Source organism: Kribbella steppae (assembly GCF_004342025.1).
In the GTDB taxonomy this organism is placed as follows: domain Bacteria; phylum Actinomycetota; class Actinomycetes; order Propionibacteriales; family Kribbellaceae; genus Kribbella; species Kribbella steppae.
The window spans coordinates 329,092-347,341 of record NZ_SLWN01000002.1; the positions used below are offsets into that span (position 1 = coordinate 329,092).

Genomic DNA, 18,250 nt, shown 5'->3' on the forward strand with positions numbered 1-18,250 from the left:
CCCATGATTCCGCGCCGTCCCGTTCGCCATGTATTCAGTCGTCACGTCTTCATCCGCACCGCCTTGGTCCTGGCTCTGATGCTGGGCCTGCTCGCCACCGGCGGCCTCACCGCCGCGGCCGACCCGGATCCGAAGCGGCCTGATCCCTTCCCGTCGGAGACCGGTCCCATCCGGCCGGACGCCACCCGGATGGGCCCCGCAGCCGAGGACCCGATCCGCGATCTCGGTCCGCCGATCAGTTCGCTCACCGTGATGGAGGGCGCCATCGGCCGTACGCCGGACGGCCGCGACGTCGTGTACGCCGTACCTGCCGGTGAGAACGCCCAACTCAACGTCGTCGACCTGCACACCCGCCAGTTGATCCACGCCCTGCCGCTCACCGGGGCCGCGGGTGCGTGGGCGATCGTGGTCGCGCCCGACGGCAGCTTGTACGTCGGCACCTACCCGAACGCGCATCTGTACCGCTACGACCCGGGCACAGGCACTGTCACCGACCTCGGCCAGCCGATCCCCGGCGAGTCCGTCATCTACGGCCTCACCGCGGACCCGAACGGCAACGTGTACGCGGGGACGTACCCGACCGCCCACGCCTTCAAGTACGACCCGTCGAACGGTCAGGTGACCGACTACGGCTCACTCGACCCGGTGCAGCAGTACGCCCGCTCGACCGTGTACGACCCGGACCACAACAAGCTGTTCGTCGGCATCTCCACACCCAACGCGAGGCTGCTGCGCATCGACGTGGAGACGCGTCAGGTCGACGACATCACTCCACCCGGCACAACCGCCAAGGACTTCATCGACCTCGACTACGCCGGCGGTCGCATCTTCGCCAACGCCAGTAGCCGCCTGGTCGTGGTCGACGCCGTCACCGGTGAGCAGATCAAGTTCACCGATGCCGCGACGGGCACCCAGGTCATGGACTACTCGCTCGCAGCCCGCGGTGTGTCCGCAGCCGGTCCAGGTGGCGTGTACTTCACCACCAGCACGCTCGCACTCACCCACTACGACCTCGACACCAACACGGTCGGCCCGGTATCACCGCCGTACACGCTGACCCGTGGTGCCTCGATCGGCTACGGCTGGGTCACCGAGAACGGCCAGCAGGTGCTGTACGGCTTGGCCGGCAACTACTCCGGCGGAACGTTCCGGTACGACCCACAGGCCGGCACGCTCGCGCAGTGGAGCTCACCGTTCCAGTACGTCCCGGTGGCGCTCATGCACGCGCTCGCGGACCCCTCGACCGGGAAGGTCTTCGTCAACGCCTACCTGAACGGCTCCACCTCGGTCTATGACCCTGCGACCGGCAAGTCCACCGTCACCACGCGGCAGGGCCAGGTCGAGGACTGGGCCTGGGACAACACCGGCAAGATGTACGTCGGCATCTACCCGTACGGCCGGTTGTCGCTCTGGGATCCGAATGCTCCCGCGAGCCCGACGAATCCGAAGGAGATATTCAGCCTCGTCGACAGCCACCACCAGAACAGGCCCGTCTCGGTCAAGCCTGCGGGCAACCGCGTTTACGTAGGCACCACACCGGCGTACGGCGAGTACGGCGGAGCACTCACGGTGTACGACGTCCCGACCGGCGCCTTCACCGTGTACCGCAACCTGGTGGCCGACCAGACCATCTCGTCACTGCTGCCAGTCGGCGCTGGGCTGTGGGCAGGCTCCAGCATTGAGGGCGGTCAGGGCACTGAGCCCGTCGCAACCGAGGCCCACCTGATCAAGGTCGACCCGTCGACCGGTGCGGTGCTCACCGACGTCGTACCCGTGCCTGGTGCGGCCAGCATCAACGAGCTGATCATCGGACCCGACGGCAACCTGTGGGGCCTGGCGGACGGCATCGTGTTCGTCGTCAACCCAACGACCGGTGCGCTACTGCGTCAGATCCCGATCTTCAGCGGCAGGGCCGGCGCGAACGACGGAGCGCTCCAGTGGCGCGACGGCTACCTGTACGGCGTCACAGCAGGACGACTGTTCGTCGTGGACAGCCTCGGCGGTACGTCGACCGTGCTGCGCGACCACGGTCTCAACCGGCTCACCCAGACCCCGGACGGCACGTATTACACGTTGCTGCGACCGGACGGCTGGACGAACCCGACCAACCTGGCCTCGTACACCGCACCGGTCGACGGCTGTCCGCAGTCGGATCTCCGGGCGACGGTGTGGACCGGGAACATCGACAGCCACGTGGTCAACCGGCATGTGACCTACGGCTGCACGTTGACCGACGTACTGCCGGATGCCTCAGCGGACTGGCCGAGCCACAGCGCCTATGTCCGTGCGGTCGACAAGAAGGCCAGGGAGCTGGAGAGCGCCGGGACGTTGCAACGCTGGGAGGGCGTCCTCATCCGCATCGCCGCCGCACGCTCCAATGTAGGCCAGTGATCACCAGCTGCCGGTGAGCTTTTCGCCGTACCAGCCTTCGATCAGGCGACGGGAGATGGAGATGTTGCCGGGGAGGGCCATCGTGCCGGCTTCGACCAGCGCACGAAGGTCCTCCCTGGTGAACCACCGGGCCTCGGCGATCTCGTCGGCGTCCACCTCGATGTCGGTGCTCGCCGCCTTGGCGTAGAAGCCGAGCATCAAGCTGGACGGCAGCGGCCATGGCTGGCTGCCGGCGTACTCGACCTCGGGCCCCACGACCACTCCGGTCTCCTCGAGGACCTCACGTCGCACGGCGGCCTCCAGCGACTCACCCGGCTCGACGAAGCCGGCCAGGGTCGAGTAGCGACCCTCAGGCCAGGCCTCGTTGCGACCGAGCAGAGCCCGGTCCTGGTCGTCGGTGACGAGCACGATGATCGCCGGGTCGCTGCGCGGGAAGTGCGACAGACCGCACTCAGGACACTGCCGCACGTGCCCTTCCTCGATCACCACCGTGTGCTCGCCGCAGTTCGCGCAGTGCGTGTGGACGCCGTGCCAGTTGGACAGCCCGACCACGTGGACCGCCATACCGGCCTCACGGTCGTTCAGTACGGCGCCCAGCTCGCGGAGTCCGGCGTACGACTCGTCCGCCTCGGTGGCGACCAGTACGGCGAACACAGCGCGACCGTCTGCCGTCTGACCCGCACCGGCCTCGCGGTCGATGCCCAGGAAGACTCGTACGCCGTCCGGCGCTTCGGACGGAGGCACCAGCTTCAGCGCGGTGCGCTCGGGGTTCACCTGCAGCTTGTCACCGGCCACTACCGCCACCTGGGTGTCAGGGTCGCCCCACGCCTTCTCCAGCCACTCCTCGTCACGCCTGCGATCGGCAGCGCGATCCAGTACGGCGCGGGACAGGGCTAAGGAACCAGGAGCGATGGAGTAGGCCACGTGCCTCAACATATCCCGGCAGCGTGAGAGCATCCCCGCATGAGTATTCACATCGCCGCCGAGAAGGGGCAGATCGCGCCGCGCGTGCTGTTCCCCGGTGACCCACTGCGGGCCAAGTGGATCGCGGAGACCTATCTGTCCGACGTGACCTGCTACACCGAGATCCGGAACATGTTCGGGTTCACCGGCACCTACAAGGGTGAGCAGATCTCCGTCCAGGGCTCCGGCATGGGCCAGGCGTCCGCCTCGATCTACGCGCACGAGCTGTTCGCGGAGTACGACGTACAGACGCTGATCCGGGTCGGTACGTGTGGTGCGCTGACCGAGGCCGTGCGGGTCCGCGACGTCATCGTGGCGATGTCCGCGAGCACCGACTCGCAGATGAACCGGCTGCGCTTCCACGGCATCGACTACGCGCCGACGGCCGACTACCAGCTGCTGCGCGCCGCGGTGGACGCTGCCGAGGCGGGCGGCCTGAACGTGCACGTCGGCCAGGTGTTCTCCGGCGACCTGTTCTACAACGACCGCCCCGACCTGGTGTCGCGGACGGCGGAGTACGGCGTACTGGGGATCGAGATGGAGGCCGCCGCGCTCTACACGCTGGCGGCGAAGTTCGGCCGCCGGGCGCTCGGCATCATGACGGTGTCGGACCACCTGATCACCAAGGAGGAGACGACCGCCGAGGAGCGGCAGACGACGTTCTCCGAGATGATCACCATCGCCCTCGATGCTGCGATCGAGGTGCCGGTCTGAAGCGGGTCGCCACCGCCCTGGCCGCCCTGACCCTCCTCACCGCCTGCTCCGGTAACTCCGAGCCGACGGCAACCGAGCCGTCGGCTACCGAGCCGTCGAAAACCGAGCCGTCGAAAACCGAGCCGTCGAAAACCGAGCCGTCGAAAACCGAGACAACGTCCAGTCCGGCACCGGCCACGCTGCCGGCCATCAACGCCACACAGGTGGTCAGCGCGCTGACCGGCGCCGGCTACAAGTGCACTACGGACGCTGCCTACGCCATCTGTACGTCGGGAGCCGCATCGGTCTGGGTGCTCACCGGATCGCATCCCCGCCCACCGGTGGTGTCGCTGCACGCTCCCGGACCGGTCGCTACCGCGTCGGCCGAGATCGCCAAGGTGCTGCCGAAGACGCTGGAGCTCGCTCACATCAACCAGGGCGCGGAGATCGCTACCTGGTTCAGCGAGCAGAAGAGCACGACAACAGCACAGGCGACCTTCGGCGACTGGCAGGCCGACTACTCGGCCGAAGTGGACAGCGAGGAGCCCGGTGCACACCTGACGCTGACCGACAAACTCTGCAAGGCCAACTGCCAGGCGGAGTAGGTACGTCTGGCTACGCCGCGATCAGTTTCGACAGGACCTGGCTGACCCGATCGGCCAGCAGGTCCGGCACGCGATCCGGATCCGCGGCGTAGCCGACCACCGCTTGCTCGAAGAGACCGTCGATCAACGCGTACGCCGTGGGCGCGTCGACGGTCGGAGTGCCACCGACCAGGTCGGCGTACCGGGTCAGGATGCGCCAGATCATCTGCTCCAGCAGCTGGTCGATCGCGACCACGTCGTCGCGCAACTGCTCCTCGAACATGCTCTGCGCGCGCAGGTCGTACCAGAGCCGGTGCATCGGGGTCTCTTCGACCAGCGTCTGGGTCAGCTTGGCGAGGAAGCCGACGGCCAGTTCGTCGGCCGAGGACGCCGTCTCGACCACTTCGTCGTACCGCTGGGCGCACTTCGTCTTGTAGTGCCGCACGCAGTAGCCGATCAGGTCGATCTTGTCGCGGAAGTAGTAGTGCACGACGCCGTGGGTGAACTCGGAGTTGTTCGCGATCTCGCGCAGGCTGGTCCGCGCGTACCCCAGCTCGCCGAGCGTCTTCAGCGCCGACTCGGCCAGCGCGACCCGGCGGCGCTCGATCTTGTCGATCCCCGACACTCGGGCGGGCCGGGCCGGCCCAGAGTCCGGAGCAGGCTCCGGACCGGCAGCATCCGAGGTCAAGCTCATCGCCGTTCCCCTCTCTCCGGCCGGATTCATCGGCGTCAATCTACCCGCCGCGGACCCAGGCGGGATCCACGGCGGGAGATTTCTTGACAAGTGTCAAACAAAGTCTTGACGACTGTCAAAAGAATCTCCAAAGTGTGAAGCGCAGCGGTCCTTCGAGCAAAGGAGCTTCAGATGGGCGGACTCGACCTCTCCGGCCGGAAGGCACTCGTCACCGGCGGAGCCCAGGGGCTCGGCGAAGGGATGGCGAGAGCACTCGCGGCGGCCGGGGCCAAAGTGGTGATCAGCGACATCCAGAAGGACACCGGCGAGGCGGTCGCCGACGCGCTGGACAGCGAGTTCGGCGCCGGCAACGGCTTCGTCGCCCACGACATCACCGACGAGGGCAGCTGGGAGAACGCGGTCGTCGCGGCCAACGACATCCTCGGCGGCCTGGACATCCTGGTGAACAACGCGGGGATCGAGATCACCAGCCTGCTCACCGAGGTCACCGCCGAGGACATCCGCAAGATGCTCGAGGTCAACGTGCTCGGCACCACGCTCGGGCTCAAGTGGGGCCTGCGGACGATGCGGCCGGACGGACTGGCCGGTCAGGGCGGCGCGATCATCAACGTCGCGTCGGTAGCCGCCACCATCGCGTTCCCCGGGATCGCGGTCTACTCCGCGACCAAGTCGGCGGTCGACCGGCTCACCCGGGTCGCCGCGATGGAGTCCGGCAAGCTCGGGTACGGCGTCCGCGTCAACTGCATCTACCCCGGCCTGGTGCCGACCGCGATGGGCGCCGGCCTGGCCAACGACGTCGCCCAGCTCGGGCTGTTCGAGTCCCCCGAGGCAGCAGTCGCCGCGGTGATCGGGCTCACCCCGGCCGGCCGGCTCGGTGAGGTCACCGACATGGCCGACGCCGTCGTCTTCCTCGCGTCGGACGAGGCGAGGTTCATCACCGGCATCGGCCTGCCCGTCGACGGCGGAATGGGGATGTAATGACTGTGCTGAATGCCGGGCCTCCGGCGCCGGCAGGGTCATGGGGCTTTGACTCCCGGCCTTCCCTCGTCACTCCAGTCGCTTCGCTCCTTCCACTCCTCAGTCCAGGCCGGGAGGCCCCATGACCAACAAACCCGTTGTCGTGTACGGCGCCTCCGGCTACACCGGCCGGCTGGTGTGTGAGTACCTCCGTCAGTACCACGTCCCGTTCGTGGCCGCCGGCCGCAGCGAGGACAAGCTGAAGGAGTCGATGGAGTCCCACGTGGCGGGGATCGAGACCGCCAACTACGAGGTCGCCACGGTCGAGCATGACGTCGCCGCACTGACCGATCTGTTCAAGGGCGCGTCAGTGGTGCTCAACATGGTCGGACCGTTCAGTGAACTCGGCCCGGCCGCAGTCGAGGCGGCACTCGCGGCGGGTGCGCACTACACCGATACCACCGGCGAGCAGAACTGGCTGATCACCTGCGACGAGCAGTTCGGCGCCCAGTTCGCGGAGGCAGGCCTGTTGCTGGCGCCCGGTGTCGCGCAGATGTACACCACCGGCGAGATCGCCGCCCAGCTGTGCTTGGAACAGCCTGGCCTGGACACTCTGGACATCGCGGTGTTCTGGGGTGGCAGTCCGACCATCGCTTCGACTCGAAGCATCCTGGTCAACGCGGCCACGTCCAAAGCGCACTTCCTGGAGCAGAACCAGTACGTCGAGTTTCCCGAGCAGGGCCTCGTACCTCTGGTGGTGCCCGGGCAACACGAACTCGCGCTGTCCCTGCCCTGGGGCGGTACGTCGCATCCAGTCTGGTTCAAACGCGATCCGCGCGTGGCCAACTGCAAGGCGCAGGGTGGTGTCTTCAATGCAGCACTGATGAACGGCGTGCCGCAGATTGTTGCCGCAGCGCTGGAAGCCACCAAGGACATGGCAGCGGACGAACGCAGTGCGGCTCTGGCCGAGACCGCCCGCCAGGTGATGAACCAGATGCCGCCGCGGGAGAACCCGCGCGTCAACAAGTCGCTGGACTCCGTGCATGCCTCTGGTCCACTCGGCCGGGCGCACTGTGTCATCCACGGCAACAGCAACTACCAGCAGACCGGTCTGCTGCAGGCCTACGCGGCGTACTCACTGCTGCAGACCCCACCGAAGCGCGTCGGCTTCGCCAGTGGCTGTCAGGCATTCGGCCACCGCGAGCTGCTCGGCGTACTGCGGTCCTTCGGGCTGGTCTCCGAACCTCAACTGACCGTGCTGCAGTGAAGGAGTAGCAGTGCGACTGGTCGACTACCTCGACAAGGGCGCCTCGCTCGGTCCGGACGCACCGTGCCTGACCACCGACGGCGAGACGCTCTCGTACGCTGACGTCCAGGAACTGTCGTACCGGATCGCGGCCGGTCTCGCGGCGGCCGGCGTACGGCCGGGTGGCAAGGTGGCGATCCTTTCGGCGAACGACCCGATCGCGTTCAGCTGCGTGTTCGGGATCAGCCGGGCCGGTGCGGTCTGGTGCCCGATCAACCCACGCAACGAGGCGGCGGAGAACCGCGAGTTGCTCGACCAGTTCGACTGTGAAGTGCTGATCTACCAGGCGGCGTTCGCGCCCCTGGTGGATCGGATCCGGGTCGCGGTGCCGAAGGTCCACACCTTCGTCTGCCTGGATGCCGATCCAAACTCCGGCCAGGCCCCCCACCTTATTGGCCGGAGCGTCGGCTGGGACGCGTTCTGCGGGGGCGTGTCCCAGCCGGCACCCGATCTCACCGGTCCCGACGAGCTGGCCTTGATCGTCGGTACCGGTGGGACCACGGGTCGCCCGAAGGGGGTGATGCTCAGCAACGGCAACCTGGAGACGATGACGGCGCTGACGCTGATGGGCTATCCGTTCGGCGAGCGGCCCGTCTACCTCGCCCTGGCGCCGCTGACCCACGCGGCCGGCGTGCTGTGCTTCCCCGTCCTGGCCTCCGGCGGCGAGATCGTCATCATGCGGACGCCGGATGTGCACGCGTTCCTGGAGCTGATCCCGCGGCACCGCGTCACGCACACGTTCCTGCCGCCGACACTGATCTACATGGTGCTCGCGGCCGAGGAGCTCGACAGCACCGACCTGTCGTCCCTGCGCTGCTTCTGGTACGGCGCCGCACCGATGTCGGTCGCCCGACTCGAGGAAGCGCTGCAACGGATCGGCCCGGTGATGGCCCAGTTGTTCGGCCAGACCGAGGCGCCGATGATGATCTCGATCCTGCCGCCGGCCGACCACTTCGATGCTGACGGCAACATTGCCCGGGCCCGGCTGTCGTCGGCCGGCCGGCCGTCGCCACTCGTCACCACCGCGATCATGGCGCCGGACGGATCGCTGCTCCCGCACGGCGAGCGCGGTGAGATCGTAGTCCGCGGATCGCTGGTGATGCAGGGGTACTACCGCAACCCCGAGGCCACCGCGGACGCCTCCCGGCATGGCTGGCACCACACCGGCGACATCGGCTATCTGGACGAGGACAACTACCTCTACATCGTCGACCGGGCCAAGGACATGATCATCACCGGCGGCTTCAACGTGTACTCCACCGAGGTGGAGCAGGCGCTGATGGCCCATCCGGCGGTCCGGGACTGCGCGGTGATCGGCCGGCCCGACGACAAGTGGGGCGAGCGGGTGGTGGCCGTCGTACAGCAACAGGCGGAGACCGAGATCGATCCTGACGAGCTCATCGCCTTCGTCAAAGCCCGGATCGGCAGCGTGAAGGCACCCAAGGAAGTGCTGGTGTGGCCGGATCTACCGCGGTCCAAGGTCGGCAAGGTGCTCAAGTCCGACATCAAGGCCCAACTCGCTCTGGACCTGTCAGCCTCCAGTTGAAGCCGCGGTGGCCGATACGACGATGGCCGTGGTGACCGCGGCCTGCATCTCGGCGACGGCCTTCTTCACCGCGTCCGCCGCCCAGTCCGACTCGGCGATCTCCTTGGCCCGCTGCTTGAGCGCCTTCTTGTCGACCGCGTCGGTGACGATCTTCGGTACGACGTTCAGCGCGCTGAGCAACGCGATCAGGGCACCGGTCCGCTGGTCCGGCGACGTGCCGACCTTCAGCACGCTCTCCAGCGCCGAACGCACCTCCGCCTCGTGCCGCGCGTCCTTTGCCGTCCAGCGGGTCACCGGGAAGATGCCGAGCACCTTGCCCTCGTCCGCCGTCAGCACACCACGCTCGGCCAGCCTGGCGAGCAGCTGATCCCGCAGCTTCTTCGACAGCCGGCCGATCTGGTCCTTCGGACGCTTGCCGGGCTTGTCGGCCACGTATGCCAGCCGCTCGTCCAAGATGGCGTCACCCGTCGGACTGGCGTCCAGCACCTTCAGGCGACCGCGCTTGACCTCCTCACCTTCACCGGCGACGTCCAGCTTCCCGAGCATGGTCAGCTCGATCAGCACGGCTCCGGCCAGCGCGTAGTCCAGCCCGGGCGCTCCGGTGATCGGCTTCCCACTCTCGTCGTCGTACAACAGCAACAAGAGATCTTCGGCAATCAACATGCGTCCAACGTAGGCAAACACGCGTTTACCGCACATCAGCCGCGCGGACTACCTCCGATATCCGACTTCAGTAGTGGTAGCCATTGAGTTCCACCGGCTCCCCCAGCGCGGCTGCCGCCTCAGCGAGGAAGTCCGGCGAGAAGTAGTACCACCGGATCGTCCGGACCTTGCCGTCCTCGGTGGTGAGGCGCATGAGGTCGTTCACCGCGGTCTTGCCGTCACGCACGATGCGTACGACGAGCACCGTCTCGTCCCACAGTTCGACGACCTCTGCGGTGTACCGGTACGGCTTGGAGTGGTCGAGCGTGTGCTCGATGGACCCGTTGCGCATCTGGTCGGCGCCCCACTCGGTGAGTACGCCGAGGATCTCGCTGTCCGCGTCAGCCAGTAGAAGGGCAGTCAACCGCGGTACGTCGTAGGCCGTGAAGGCCTCGGCGACAGCGTCGAGAAGACGGCGGTCCGGCGCCTGTCTGGCTTTGAGAGATCGGTCGCGCTCTGGCGAGTCCAGTCGGCCGCGACCACGGTGCAGGGCAGCTTTGACTGCGCCGACGGAGGTGCGCAGTACGTCGGCGACCTCGGCGAGGGTGAACCCGAACAGGTCCTTGAGAGCGAGTGCGGCGCGTTCCTGTGGCGGCAGCAGGGTCACGAGCTCAGCCCAGGCGTCACGGACCTCGGCGGGGTCTGCTGTGGCCGGTGCGACCTGCTCGAGCGCGTCCACGAGGACGGGCGCTTGCCGGCGGTAGTTGTCGACGTACGCGTTGGTTGCCACGCGAAAGAGCCAGGCACGCGGGTTCGCAATCGGGCTGTGCGCCTGCGCGGCCTGGGTGAAGGCGCGTGCGAGCGATTCCTGGACCAGGTCCTCGGCGTCGAAGGCGTTGCCGGTCAGACGGCGGCAGTAGGCGTACAGGTCGGAGCGCAGCGGCTCCAGGCGGTCCAGGAACTCCCTGCGCGCCTGCCGGGCGGCCCGCAACTCCGGCAGGTCGAGTGCATCGGTCACATCTTGGATTGTCATACCTGGCAGGACGGATGAGGTGGCCACCGGGATACGGGACCCCTGTCGTTGCCTTGCTGACTATCTAGTAAGGTAAGCCTTAGCTAACAGGTTCGCCCACCTCGAAAGCAGACCGCCATGACCAGAGCACTGCCCGAGCCGTCCTACCGGCGCTTCGTCGCCGGTATCGGCACCCTCAGCCTCCGGCCGTTCGACCTGACCGAGGATGTGACCACCCTGCACAGCTGGGTCACCCAGCCCTACGCGCAGTACTGGGGCCTGCTGAACGCCTCGGTCGAAGACGTGCACGCGGAGTACCTCCGGATCGAGAGAACCGGCCACCACCGCGCCTTCCTCGGCGAGCACGACGGCCGGCCGGCGTTCCTGATGGAGCGCTACGAACCGGCGTACGACGCGGTCGGCACGCTGTACGACGTGGCGCCGGGCGACATCGGCATGCACGTCCTGGTCGCCCCGCCGGAGTTCCGGATCCCGGGCTTCACCGGCGCGATCTTCGAGACGATTCTCGACAGCCTGTTCATTGACCCGCTGGTCGACCGGATTGTGGTCGAGCCGGATGTCCGCAACACCAAGATCCAGGCGCTGAACAAGCGGATGGGATTCCGCAAGCACAGCATCGTGGACCTGCCGGACAAGCAGGCCTGGCTGAGTTTCTGCACCCGCGACCAGTACGCCGAGGCGACCCGGATGAACGAGGCAGGCTGATCCATGACGACCGAACATCTCACCCCCGACGCCTGGGCGGTCGCCAACCGCGCACTGGTCCGCAAGGCACTGGCCGAGTTCATCCACGAACGGATCCTCGAGCCGGTTGCCACCGACAACGGTTACGAGCTCAGCTCCGGCACCAGCCGCTACACCTTCACTGCCCGGCTGTATCCACTGAACCACTGGGACGTCGACGCCGACAGCATCCAGCGCGACGGTGACCGGCCTGTCGATGCGCTCGACTTCATCACCGAGTTCCACCAGCAGCTCGGTATCGGCGCCGCGATGCTGCCGGTGTACCTCGAGGAGATCTGCAGCACGCTCGCGAGTGCGGCGTACAAGCTCTCCAAACCTGATCTGACCGCGGCCGACCTCGTCACCGCCGACTTCCAGACGATCGAGTCCGCGATGACCGAGGGCCACCCGTGCTTCGTCGCGAACAACGGGCGACTCGGGTTCGGCGTCACCGACTACCGCGCCTTCGCACCGGAGACCGGGCAACCGGTCCGGCTGACCTGGATCGCCGTACGCAAGGACCGCGCGACGGTCTCGCACAGTACGACCATCACGTACGACGACCTGCTGCAGACCGAGCTGGGTGACGACGTACTGCGCCGGTTCGCCGCGGAGATCGTTGCCGTGGGCGCCGATCCGGACCAGTACGTCTACCTGCCGGTGCATCCTTGGCAGTGGGAGAACAAGACGTCGATCACGTTCGCGGCGGATATCGCGCAGCGGCACATCATCCACGTCGGGTCGAGTGACGACGACTACCAGCCGCAGCAGTCGATCCGGACGTTCTTCAACCGGTCGCAGCCGTCGCGCAACTACGTGAAGACGGCGTTGTCCGTGCTGAACATGGGTTTCATGCGCGGGCTCTCCCCGACGTACATGGCCGCAACGCCGGCGATCAACGACTGGGTGTACGGACTGGTCGAGAACGATGTCGTGCTGAAGCGGTACGGCTTCTCGGTACTGCGGGAGATCGCGGCGGCCGGCTATCACAACCGGTACTACGAGGCCGCCACGGAGAAGACGTCGCCGTACCGGAAGATGCTGTCGGCATTGTGGCGGGAGAGCCCAGTGCCGACGCTGGAGCCTGGTGAGCGGCTCGCGACGATGGCGAGTTTGCTGCACGTCGACCGGCATGGCTCATCGCTGGCGGCGGCACTGGTCCGCGAGTCGGGGCTGGCGCCGGCGGACTGGCTGCGGGCGTACATCGACGCCTACCTGATCCCGTTGCTGCACAGCTTCTACGCGTACGAGCTGGTGTACATGCCGCACGGCGAGAACCTGATCCTGGTACTGCGGGACGCCATCCCGATCCGGGTGATCATGAAGGACATCGCCGAGGAGATCGCGGTGATGAGCCCGGCGACGCCGCTGCCGGCGGAGGCCGAGCGGGTGCGGGCCGAGGTACCGGACGACGAGAAACTGCTGTGCATCTTCACGGACATCTTCGACTGCATCTTCCGGTTCCTCTCACCGCTGCTGGATCAGGAGGAGCTGCTGACGCCGGCGGAGTTCTGGTCGGTGGTCGCTTCGTCGGTGCGGGACTATCAGGCGGCGACGCCGGAGTTGGCCGAGGCGTTCGCGAAGTACGAGGTGTTCGCGCCGTCGTTCGCGTTGTCGTGCCTGAACCGGCTGCAACTGAAGAACAACCAGCAGATGGTGGACCTGACGGATATCGCCGGGTCGCTGCAGTTCGTGGGATCGCTGGTCAACCCGCTCGTCACTGAAGCAGCAACTGACTGACCAGGGTGTCACCTAGCCAGGTTTCGTAGTCCTCGATCGGCCAGTGCCTCGCGCGCGCCCCAGATGCATTGGCGCCGTCGTTTCCGCAACGCTGTCGTTGGAGGACGGGTTGGAGATCTGGGACGCCTTGGAGATCCTGACCACGGAACCATCCTTCGTCGGCCTGTCCACCACTCCCCTGCCGATGCCGACCTTCGCTGTGGATAACTCGCGCGGCGATTTCGAGAAATCAGCCAAGCTGGTGGGGTGACCAGCGAACAAGTTATCGAGGCTCCGCAGCGGGGCATTCTCGCGGGAGATGGCGGTCGTCGCGAGGCGGTCCCGCGGGACGGCCGGCGCTACGAGGTCGTGGACGGGCGGTTGCTGGTGACAGGTGCCCAGCCGCCCGCCCACCACGCAGCCGTCGTCGCCCTGATGATCCAACTCAAACAAGCCTGCCCACCCGACCTCCTGGTCGCCGTGAGCTCCCTCGACTTCCGCCCCACCCGCAACGTCTCCCTCCGCCCCGACCTCCTGGTCTGCCGCCGATCCGACGCAGGCCCCCAACTCCTCCAAGCCCCGCCCCTACTCACCGTAGAAGTCCTCTCCCCCTCCACCCGAACCACCGACGTAGTCCTCAAACGCGCCCTCTACGAACAGCACCGAGTCCCCTCCTACTGGCTCCTAGACCCCACCCACCACGAACTAACAGTCCTGGAACTAACAGACTCGGGCTACGCCTGCCGCGCCGTAGTCCAAGCCAAAGAGACCTTCCAAGCCACCACCCCGTTCCCCATCACCCTCACCCCCGCGGCATTGACCGGATGACGCCCGGCCCGGGGCATGCCGGGGCAGATTCCGGGGCAACCAGGGGCAGATCGCCGAAATGGCACCAACCACGCAGCGGACACCACCATGCTGGTCGGATGACCTGGAAGGAGGCACCATTGTGTCCGTGGAACCCATTGAGTCAGGGCCCTACACAGTGGCCTATCTCGACACCGCGCCGGACGACGGGAGACGGCGCGAGATCATCGACGGCGGTTTGTACGTGACGCCGGCACCCTCGAGGCTCCACCAGCGGGCGGTCGGCGAGCTCTATTTCAGGCTCAGGTCCGCCTGCCCCGTCGGCCTTGAGGTCTTCGTAGCGCCGTTCGACTATCGACCGACACCTGAACGTTCGCTTCAGCCGGACGTGCTTGTGTGCAGCCCGGACGATCACGACCCGAAGCATGCAATAGAGCCTCTGCTCCTCGCGGCTGAGGTGGTTTCACACAGTTCCCGGATGCACGACCTGCTCCTGAAGCGTGGACTGTACGAACAGGCCGGTGTGCGCTCCTACTGGATCCTGGATCCGGACAAAGAGACGCTGACCGTACTTGAACTGGTCGACGGGGTGTACGTCGAGCGTGATGTCGTCAGCGGAGAGAAGGTCTTCGACGCGACACTCCCGTTCCCGGTGCAGATCGTCCCGGTTGAGCTGCTCCGGGAGCGATAGTCGCCGGCGCCGACCTCAGCGGCCAGTTCGGGGCTGCCGACGGCAGACCTGCATCTCCTGCCTGACGACGACATGCGGAACAAACTTGTCGACGGGCGCTAAATGCAGCGCGCTGGTCACCGGCAAGGCGGTCTTCGACGCCAAGCTCACGTTCCCAGTACGGATCGCGCCAGCCGAACTCGCGGACTAGCCGTTGAGGAGGGTGGTGAGTTCTTGCTTTTCTGGTAGGAGGTTTGGGCGGATGATGTCGCCGGTGCGGACGTAGTAGAAGGCGGCGGTTACTTGAGTTGTCGGGATTCCTTGGAGTTCGGCCCAGGCGACTCGGTAGATAGCTAGTTGGAGGGGGTCGGCGGATTCGGAGCGGCTGGTTTTCCAGTCGATGACTTCGTAACCGCGGGAGCCGTCGGGGCGGACGACCTGGTAGACGGCGTCGATGCGGCCGCGGACGACGCGGCCGGCGATGGCCAGGGCGAACGGGGCTTCGATCTCGTACGGGGTGGTTTCGCCGTAGGGGCCGGTGCGGAAGGCGTCCATCAGGTCGGTCAGGTCGGTGTCGTCGACGATGTCCTCGTCCGCGGCGCCCGGCAGGTCGTCGGGGTCGAGCAGCAGTTGCTGGCCGAAGTAGCTCTCGACCCAGGCGTGGAAGCGGGTGCCGAATCGCGCCGCCCGGTTGGGTTTGCGCGGCATCGGCCGGGCCAGGTCCGACGCGAGACCGTCCGGGTCCTTCGCCAGTCGCATCACCTGGGTCGCCGACAACGCGGCCGGCAGCGCCACGTCGTACGCCTTCCGGCTCCGGCTTTCCCTTGCCTCGGACAACAATCTCTCGAGCTCGGAGTCCCACCGCGCGACCGTCGCCTGCTCGTCCAGCAGCAGCGACTCCTCCGCCTCCTGCGACGGCCCTTCGGCACGTGCCTGCTGGACCAGCGCCACTGCGTCCAGCCGCCGCTGGTACGACGTGACATCGTACGGCGTCGGCCACGGCGCCTGCGTCTGCTCGGCGAGCTCCGGGTTCTCCTCGGACAGCTCCGGCTGCTCGGCCCACGCGATGACACGCTCGCCAGCGTGCTTCTTCAGCGTCGAAAGGTACGACGACGGGCCGCGCGGACGTTTCTGCGTCGGACCCCACCAGTGCCCGGTCGCGACCAGGATCTCCTTTGCACGGGTGAAGGCGACGTACCCGAGCCGCCGTTCCTCCAGCGCGTTCACGTCCTTGCACTCGTCCGCGAACGCCTTCAGCCCGGCGTTGGACAGGTCGTGGAAGTCGGGCAGCGTGTCGGCGTCACCGCGCAACGGCCACGGCAGCACCTTCGCGTTCGTCGTCCACTTGTCCCGGCCGCGATCCGACGGGAACACCTTGTTCACCAGCGTCGGCACGAACACAATCGGCCACTCCAGGCCCTTCGACCGGTGCGTGGTCAGCAGCTTGACCGAGTCCGCTTCACTCGGTACGGCGAGGTCGAGACCGGCGGCGTACTCCTCTTCGGCGGCCAGATACGCCAGCAGGCCGTCGAGCGATCCGTCCGACTCGGTGGAGACAAAGTTGCCGACGGCATCCAAGAATGCGGCCAAGTGATCGCGGCGGCCGGAGTCGACGTGATCCGGGGTCGCAGTCAGCTCGACGTCCAAGCCGATCGTGCTGATCACCCGCCGGACCAGGTCGAGCAGCGGCTCCCCCGCGTGCGCGCGCAGCTCACGGAGCTCGACCGACAGTTCCTTGAAGCGGACCAGCGCCTCGGGCGAGTAACCCCACGTGTCCGGCGAACCTGGGTCGTCGACCGCCTCGGCGAGCGAGATCACCTCGGTCGAGTCCATCCCGGCGACCGCCGCATCCAGCGCGGCGACCAGGTCGTCGGCCGCCGGACGGTCGCCCGCGTCGGCGAGCGCCCGGGAGCGGTTGGCCAGGAGCGCCAGGTCTCGATGGCCGATCCGGTAGCGGGGACCGGTGAGGATCCGCAGCATCGCGGCGTTGGCGGTCAGGTCGTTCACGGCTTGCAGAGTGGCGACGACGTCGACGACCTCGGGCAGCGCGAGGAGTCCACCGAGGCCGACCACCTCGACCGGGACCTTGCGGGCGATCAGCGCTTCGTGGACCGCGCTCAGGTCGACGTTCGTCCGCATCAGGATGCCGATGTCCTTCCATCGGCGGTTCGGCGTCCGGTGCGCGGCGACGATCGCGTCGGCGACCCACTCGATCTCCTGCGAGCGCGTCTCGAACAGGCCGACGGTGATCGCACCTTCGGGCGCATCGGCAGGCGCTTCGAGCGGGATCACGCCCGGGTGCTGCTCGTAGAGCTCGGCCGCGTGCTGGTTGGCTGCGGCGAGGATCCGGCTGCCGCAGCGCCGGTTGACGCTGAGCACATAACGCTGAGCCGGCGTGCCATCAGACTGAGGGAAGTGTTCCGGGAACTCATCCAGGTTCGCGACGGATGCGCCGCGCCAACCATAGATCGCCTGGCATGGATCACCGACCGCGGTCACCGGGTGCCCACGACCATCAGGCCCGGCGAACAACGCGGTCAGCATCCGTCGCTGCGACACGGACGTGTCCTGATACTCGTCGAGCAGGACGACTTTGTACCGCGAACGCTCGACGACCGCGACCTCCGGGCACTCCTCCGCCAGTCGCGCACCGAGCGCCATCTGGTCCGCGAAGTCCACGACACCACGCTCGGCCTTGTACGCCTGGTACTCCTCGACCAGTTGCAGGATCTCATCACGCTTCAGCGCGGTCTCCGCGAGTTTGCGGACCTCGACCGTCTGCTTCCGCGCCGCCGCGACTTCCCGCCGTACCGCTTCGTCATGGTCCCGTACGTCGTCCGCCCGCAGCAGGTGGTCCGCGAGCTCACCGTCCAACGCGAGCAGGCTGTTGACCAGCGTGGGCACGTGATGCGAGGCGTGCCGGATCGGACCGGCGGATCGCCGTACGACGCGACCGGCCAACTGGAACCTGGTCGCGTCGGCGAGCACCCGGACGTCCGGCTCGAGGCCGAGACGCAGCCCGTGCTCGGCGATCAACGTCCCGGCGAACGCGTGGTACGTCGAGACGACCGGCTCGCCGGGCTCCTCCGGCTCCCAGTTCGGGATGTTGCTGCGCAGGTGGGCGGCGAGGATCGGATGCTGGTCCGTCGGCAGCGTCGACCCGAGTACGCCGGCCTTCGTCAGGTCGTCCCGGATCCGCACATCCAGCTCGTTGGCGGCCTTCTTGGTGAACGTCAGCCCGAGCACTTCCTCCGGCTTCACCTGCCCGGTGCAGATCAACCACACCACTCGGGCCGCCATCGCCGTCGTCTTCCCCGACCCGGCCCCCGCCACGATCACCCCAGGCGCCAACGGAGCCGTGATCGCCGCCAACTGCTGATCGCTGAACGGAATCCCCAGCAACTCCACCAGGTCAGCGGTCGAGGTCAGCTGCGCCCCCCGCATCAGCGGCACCCCGCACCGACGCGCTCGCCACCGGGGCCTTGAACAGGAACTCGGTGGTTGAGACAGGTTATTTCCTGT

The 18,250-nt window shown here is 67.2% G+C and carries 16 protein-coding genes; 11 read left to right on the top strand and 5 right to left on the bottom strand.

All coding sequences use genetic code 11. The features are described 5' to 3' along the window. The first annotated feature begins 3 nt into the window (after positions 1-3). Complete coding sequence (locus tag EV652_RS06395) at positions 4-2,391, top strand: ligand-binding sensor domain-containing protein (RefSeq protein ID WP_132208052.1); 2,388 nt, start codon at positions 4-6, stop codon at positions 2,389-2,391. Here the strand turns inward: EV652_RS06395 and nudC are convergent, their stop codons facing one another. After that, positions 2,392-3,315, bottom strand: a complete 924-nt coding sequence (gene nudC, locus EV652_RS06400) for an NAD(+) diphosphatase (RefSeq protein ID WP_242001598.1) — start codon at positions 3,313-3,315, stop codon at positions 2,392-2,394. Between the two features lie 39 nt (positions 3,316-3,354). Here nudC and deoD point away from each other — a divergent pair, with 39 nt between their 5' ends. Together deoD and EV652_RS45120 are read left to right on the top strand one after the other, a co-directional pair. Continuing rightward, positions 3,355-4,068 (top strand): purine-nucleoside phosphorylase, encoded by a 714-nt coding sequence (gene deoD / locus EV652_RS06405; protein WP_132208054.1) that lies wholly within the window; start codon positions 3,355-3,357, stop codon positions 4,066-4,068. 203 nt (positions 4,069-4,271) lie between these two features. Further along, positions 4,272-4,652 carry a hypothetical protein gene (locus EV652_RS45120; protein WP_242001599.1) on the top strand — a complete coding sequence of 127 codons (381 nt, stop codon included), beginning with the start codon at positions 4,272-4,274 and terminating at the stop codon, positions 4,650-4,652. 10 nt (positions 4,653-4,662) lie between these two features. On the opposite strand, the gene EV652_RS06415 is transcribed toward EV652_RS45120, so the two are convergent. Then, the gene (locus EV652_RS06415; protein ID WP_199238048.1) at positions 4,663-5,325 is read right to left on the bottom strand and encodes a TetR/AcrR family transcriptional regulator; all 663 of its coding nucleotides are present in this window, start codon (positions 5,323-5,325) and stop codon (positions 4,663-4,665) included. 171 nt (positions 5,326-5,496) lie between these two features. On the opposite strand from EV652_RS06415, the gene EV652_RS06420 reads away from it, so the two are divergent. The 3 genes from EV652_RS06420 to EV652_RS06430 all read left to right on the top strand — a co-directional run bounded on the left by EV652_RS06420 (position 5,497) and on the right by EV652_RS06430 (position 9,134). Beyond that, entirely contained in the window at positions 5,497-6,303 is an 807-nt protein-coding gene (locus EV652_RS06420) for an SDR family NAD(P)-dependent oxidoreductase (RefSeq protein WP_132208056.1), read from the top strand. 121 nt (positions 6,304-6,424) lie between these two features. Then, on the top strand, positions 6,425-7,549 hold the full coding sequence (locus EV652_RS06425; RefSeq protein WP_132208057.1) for a DUF5938 domain-containing protein: 1,125 nt from the start codon (positions 6,425-6,427) through the stop codon (positions 7,547-7,549). A 10-nt stretch (positions 7,550-7,559) separates the two neighbouring features. After that, the gene (locus EV652_RS06430) at positions 7,560-9,134 is read left to right on the top strand and encodes an acyl-CoA synthetase (RefSeq protein ID WP_132208058.1); all 1,575 of its coding nucleotides are present in this window, start codon (positions 7,560-7,562) and stop codon (positions 9,132-9,134) included. Here the strand turns inward: EV652_RS06430 and EV652_RS06435 are convergent. Then, a complete protein-coding gene (locus tag EV652_RS06435) occupies positions 9,120-9,797 on the bottom strand; it encodes a GOLPH3/VPS74 family protein (RefSeq protein WP_132208059.1) in 678 nt (225 codons plus the stop codon). The two genes, EV652_RS06430 and EV652_RS06435, sit on opposite strands and share 15 nt — an antisense overlap. A 67-nt stretch (positions 9,798-9,864) precedes the next feature. Further along, the gene (locus EV652_RS06440; protein ID WP_158441099.1) at positions 9,865-10,794 is read right to left on the bottom strand and encodes a sigma-70 family RNA polymerase sigma factor; all 930 of its coding nucleotides are present in this window, start codon (positions 10,792-10,794) and stop codon (positions 9,865-9,867) included. 132 nt (positions 10,795-10,926) lie between these two features. Between EV652_RS06440 and EV652_RS06445 the strand changes: the two genes are divergently transcribed. From EV652_RS06445 to EV652_RS06460, 5 genes are all read left to right on the top strand, one after another. Continuing rightward, entirely contained in the window at positions 10,927-11,514 is a 588-nt protein-coding gene (locus EV652_RS06445) for a GNAT family N-acetyltransferase (protein WP_132208061.1), read from the top strand. A 3-nt stretch (positions 11,515-11,517) separates the two neighbouring features. Next, complete coding sequence (locus EV652_RS06450; protein WP_132208062.1) at positions 11,518-13,272, top strand: IucA/IucC family protein; 1,755 nt, start codon at positions 11,518-11,520, stop codon at positions 13,270-13,272. Between the two features lie 109 nt (positions 13,273-13,381). Further along, positions 13,382-13,522, top strand: coding sequence for a hypothetical protein (locus EV652_RS43945; protein WP_158441100.1), 141 nt, complete (start codon positions 13,382-13,384; stop codon positions 13,520-13,522). Continuing rightward, positions 13,519-14,079: a Uma2 family endonuclease gene (locus EV652_RS06455; RefSeq protein ID WP_242001600.1), complete on the top strand. Its 561-nt coding sequence runs from the start codon at positions 13,519-13,521 to the stop codon at positions 14,077-14,079. Before EV652_RS43945 ends, EV652_RS06455 begins: the two co-directional genes overlap by 4 nt. Before the next feature lie 127 nt (positions 14,080-14,206). After that, positions 14,207-14,749 carry a Uma2 family endonuclease gene (locus tag EV652_RS06460; protein ID WP_242001601.1) on the top strand — a complete coding sequence of 181 codons (543 nt, stop codon included), beginning with the start codon at positions 14,207-14,209 and terminating at the stop codon, positions 14,747-14,749. 186 nt (positions 14,750-14,935) lie between these two features. Here EV652_RS06460 and EV652_RS06465 read toward each other — a convergent pair whose 3' ends face one another. Further along, on the bottom strand, positions 14,936-18,172 hold the full coding sequence (locus tag EV652_RS06465) for an ATP-dependent helicase (RefSeq protein WP_132208064.1): 3,237 nt from the start codon (positions 18,170-18,172) through the stop codon (positions 14,936-14,938). Between the last annotated feature and the right edge of the window lie 78 nt (positions 18,173-18,250).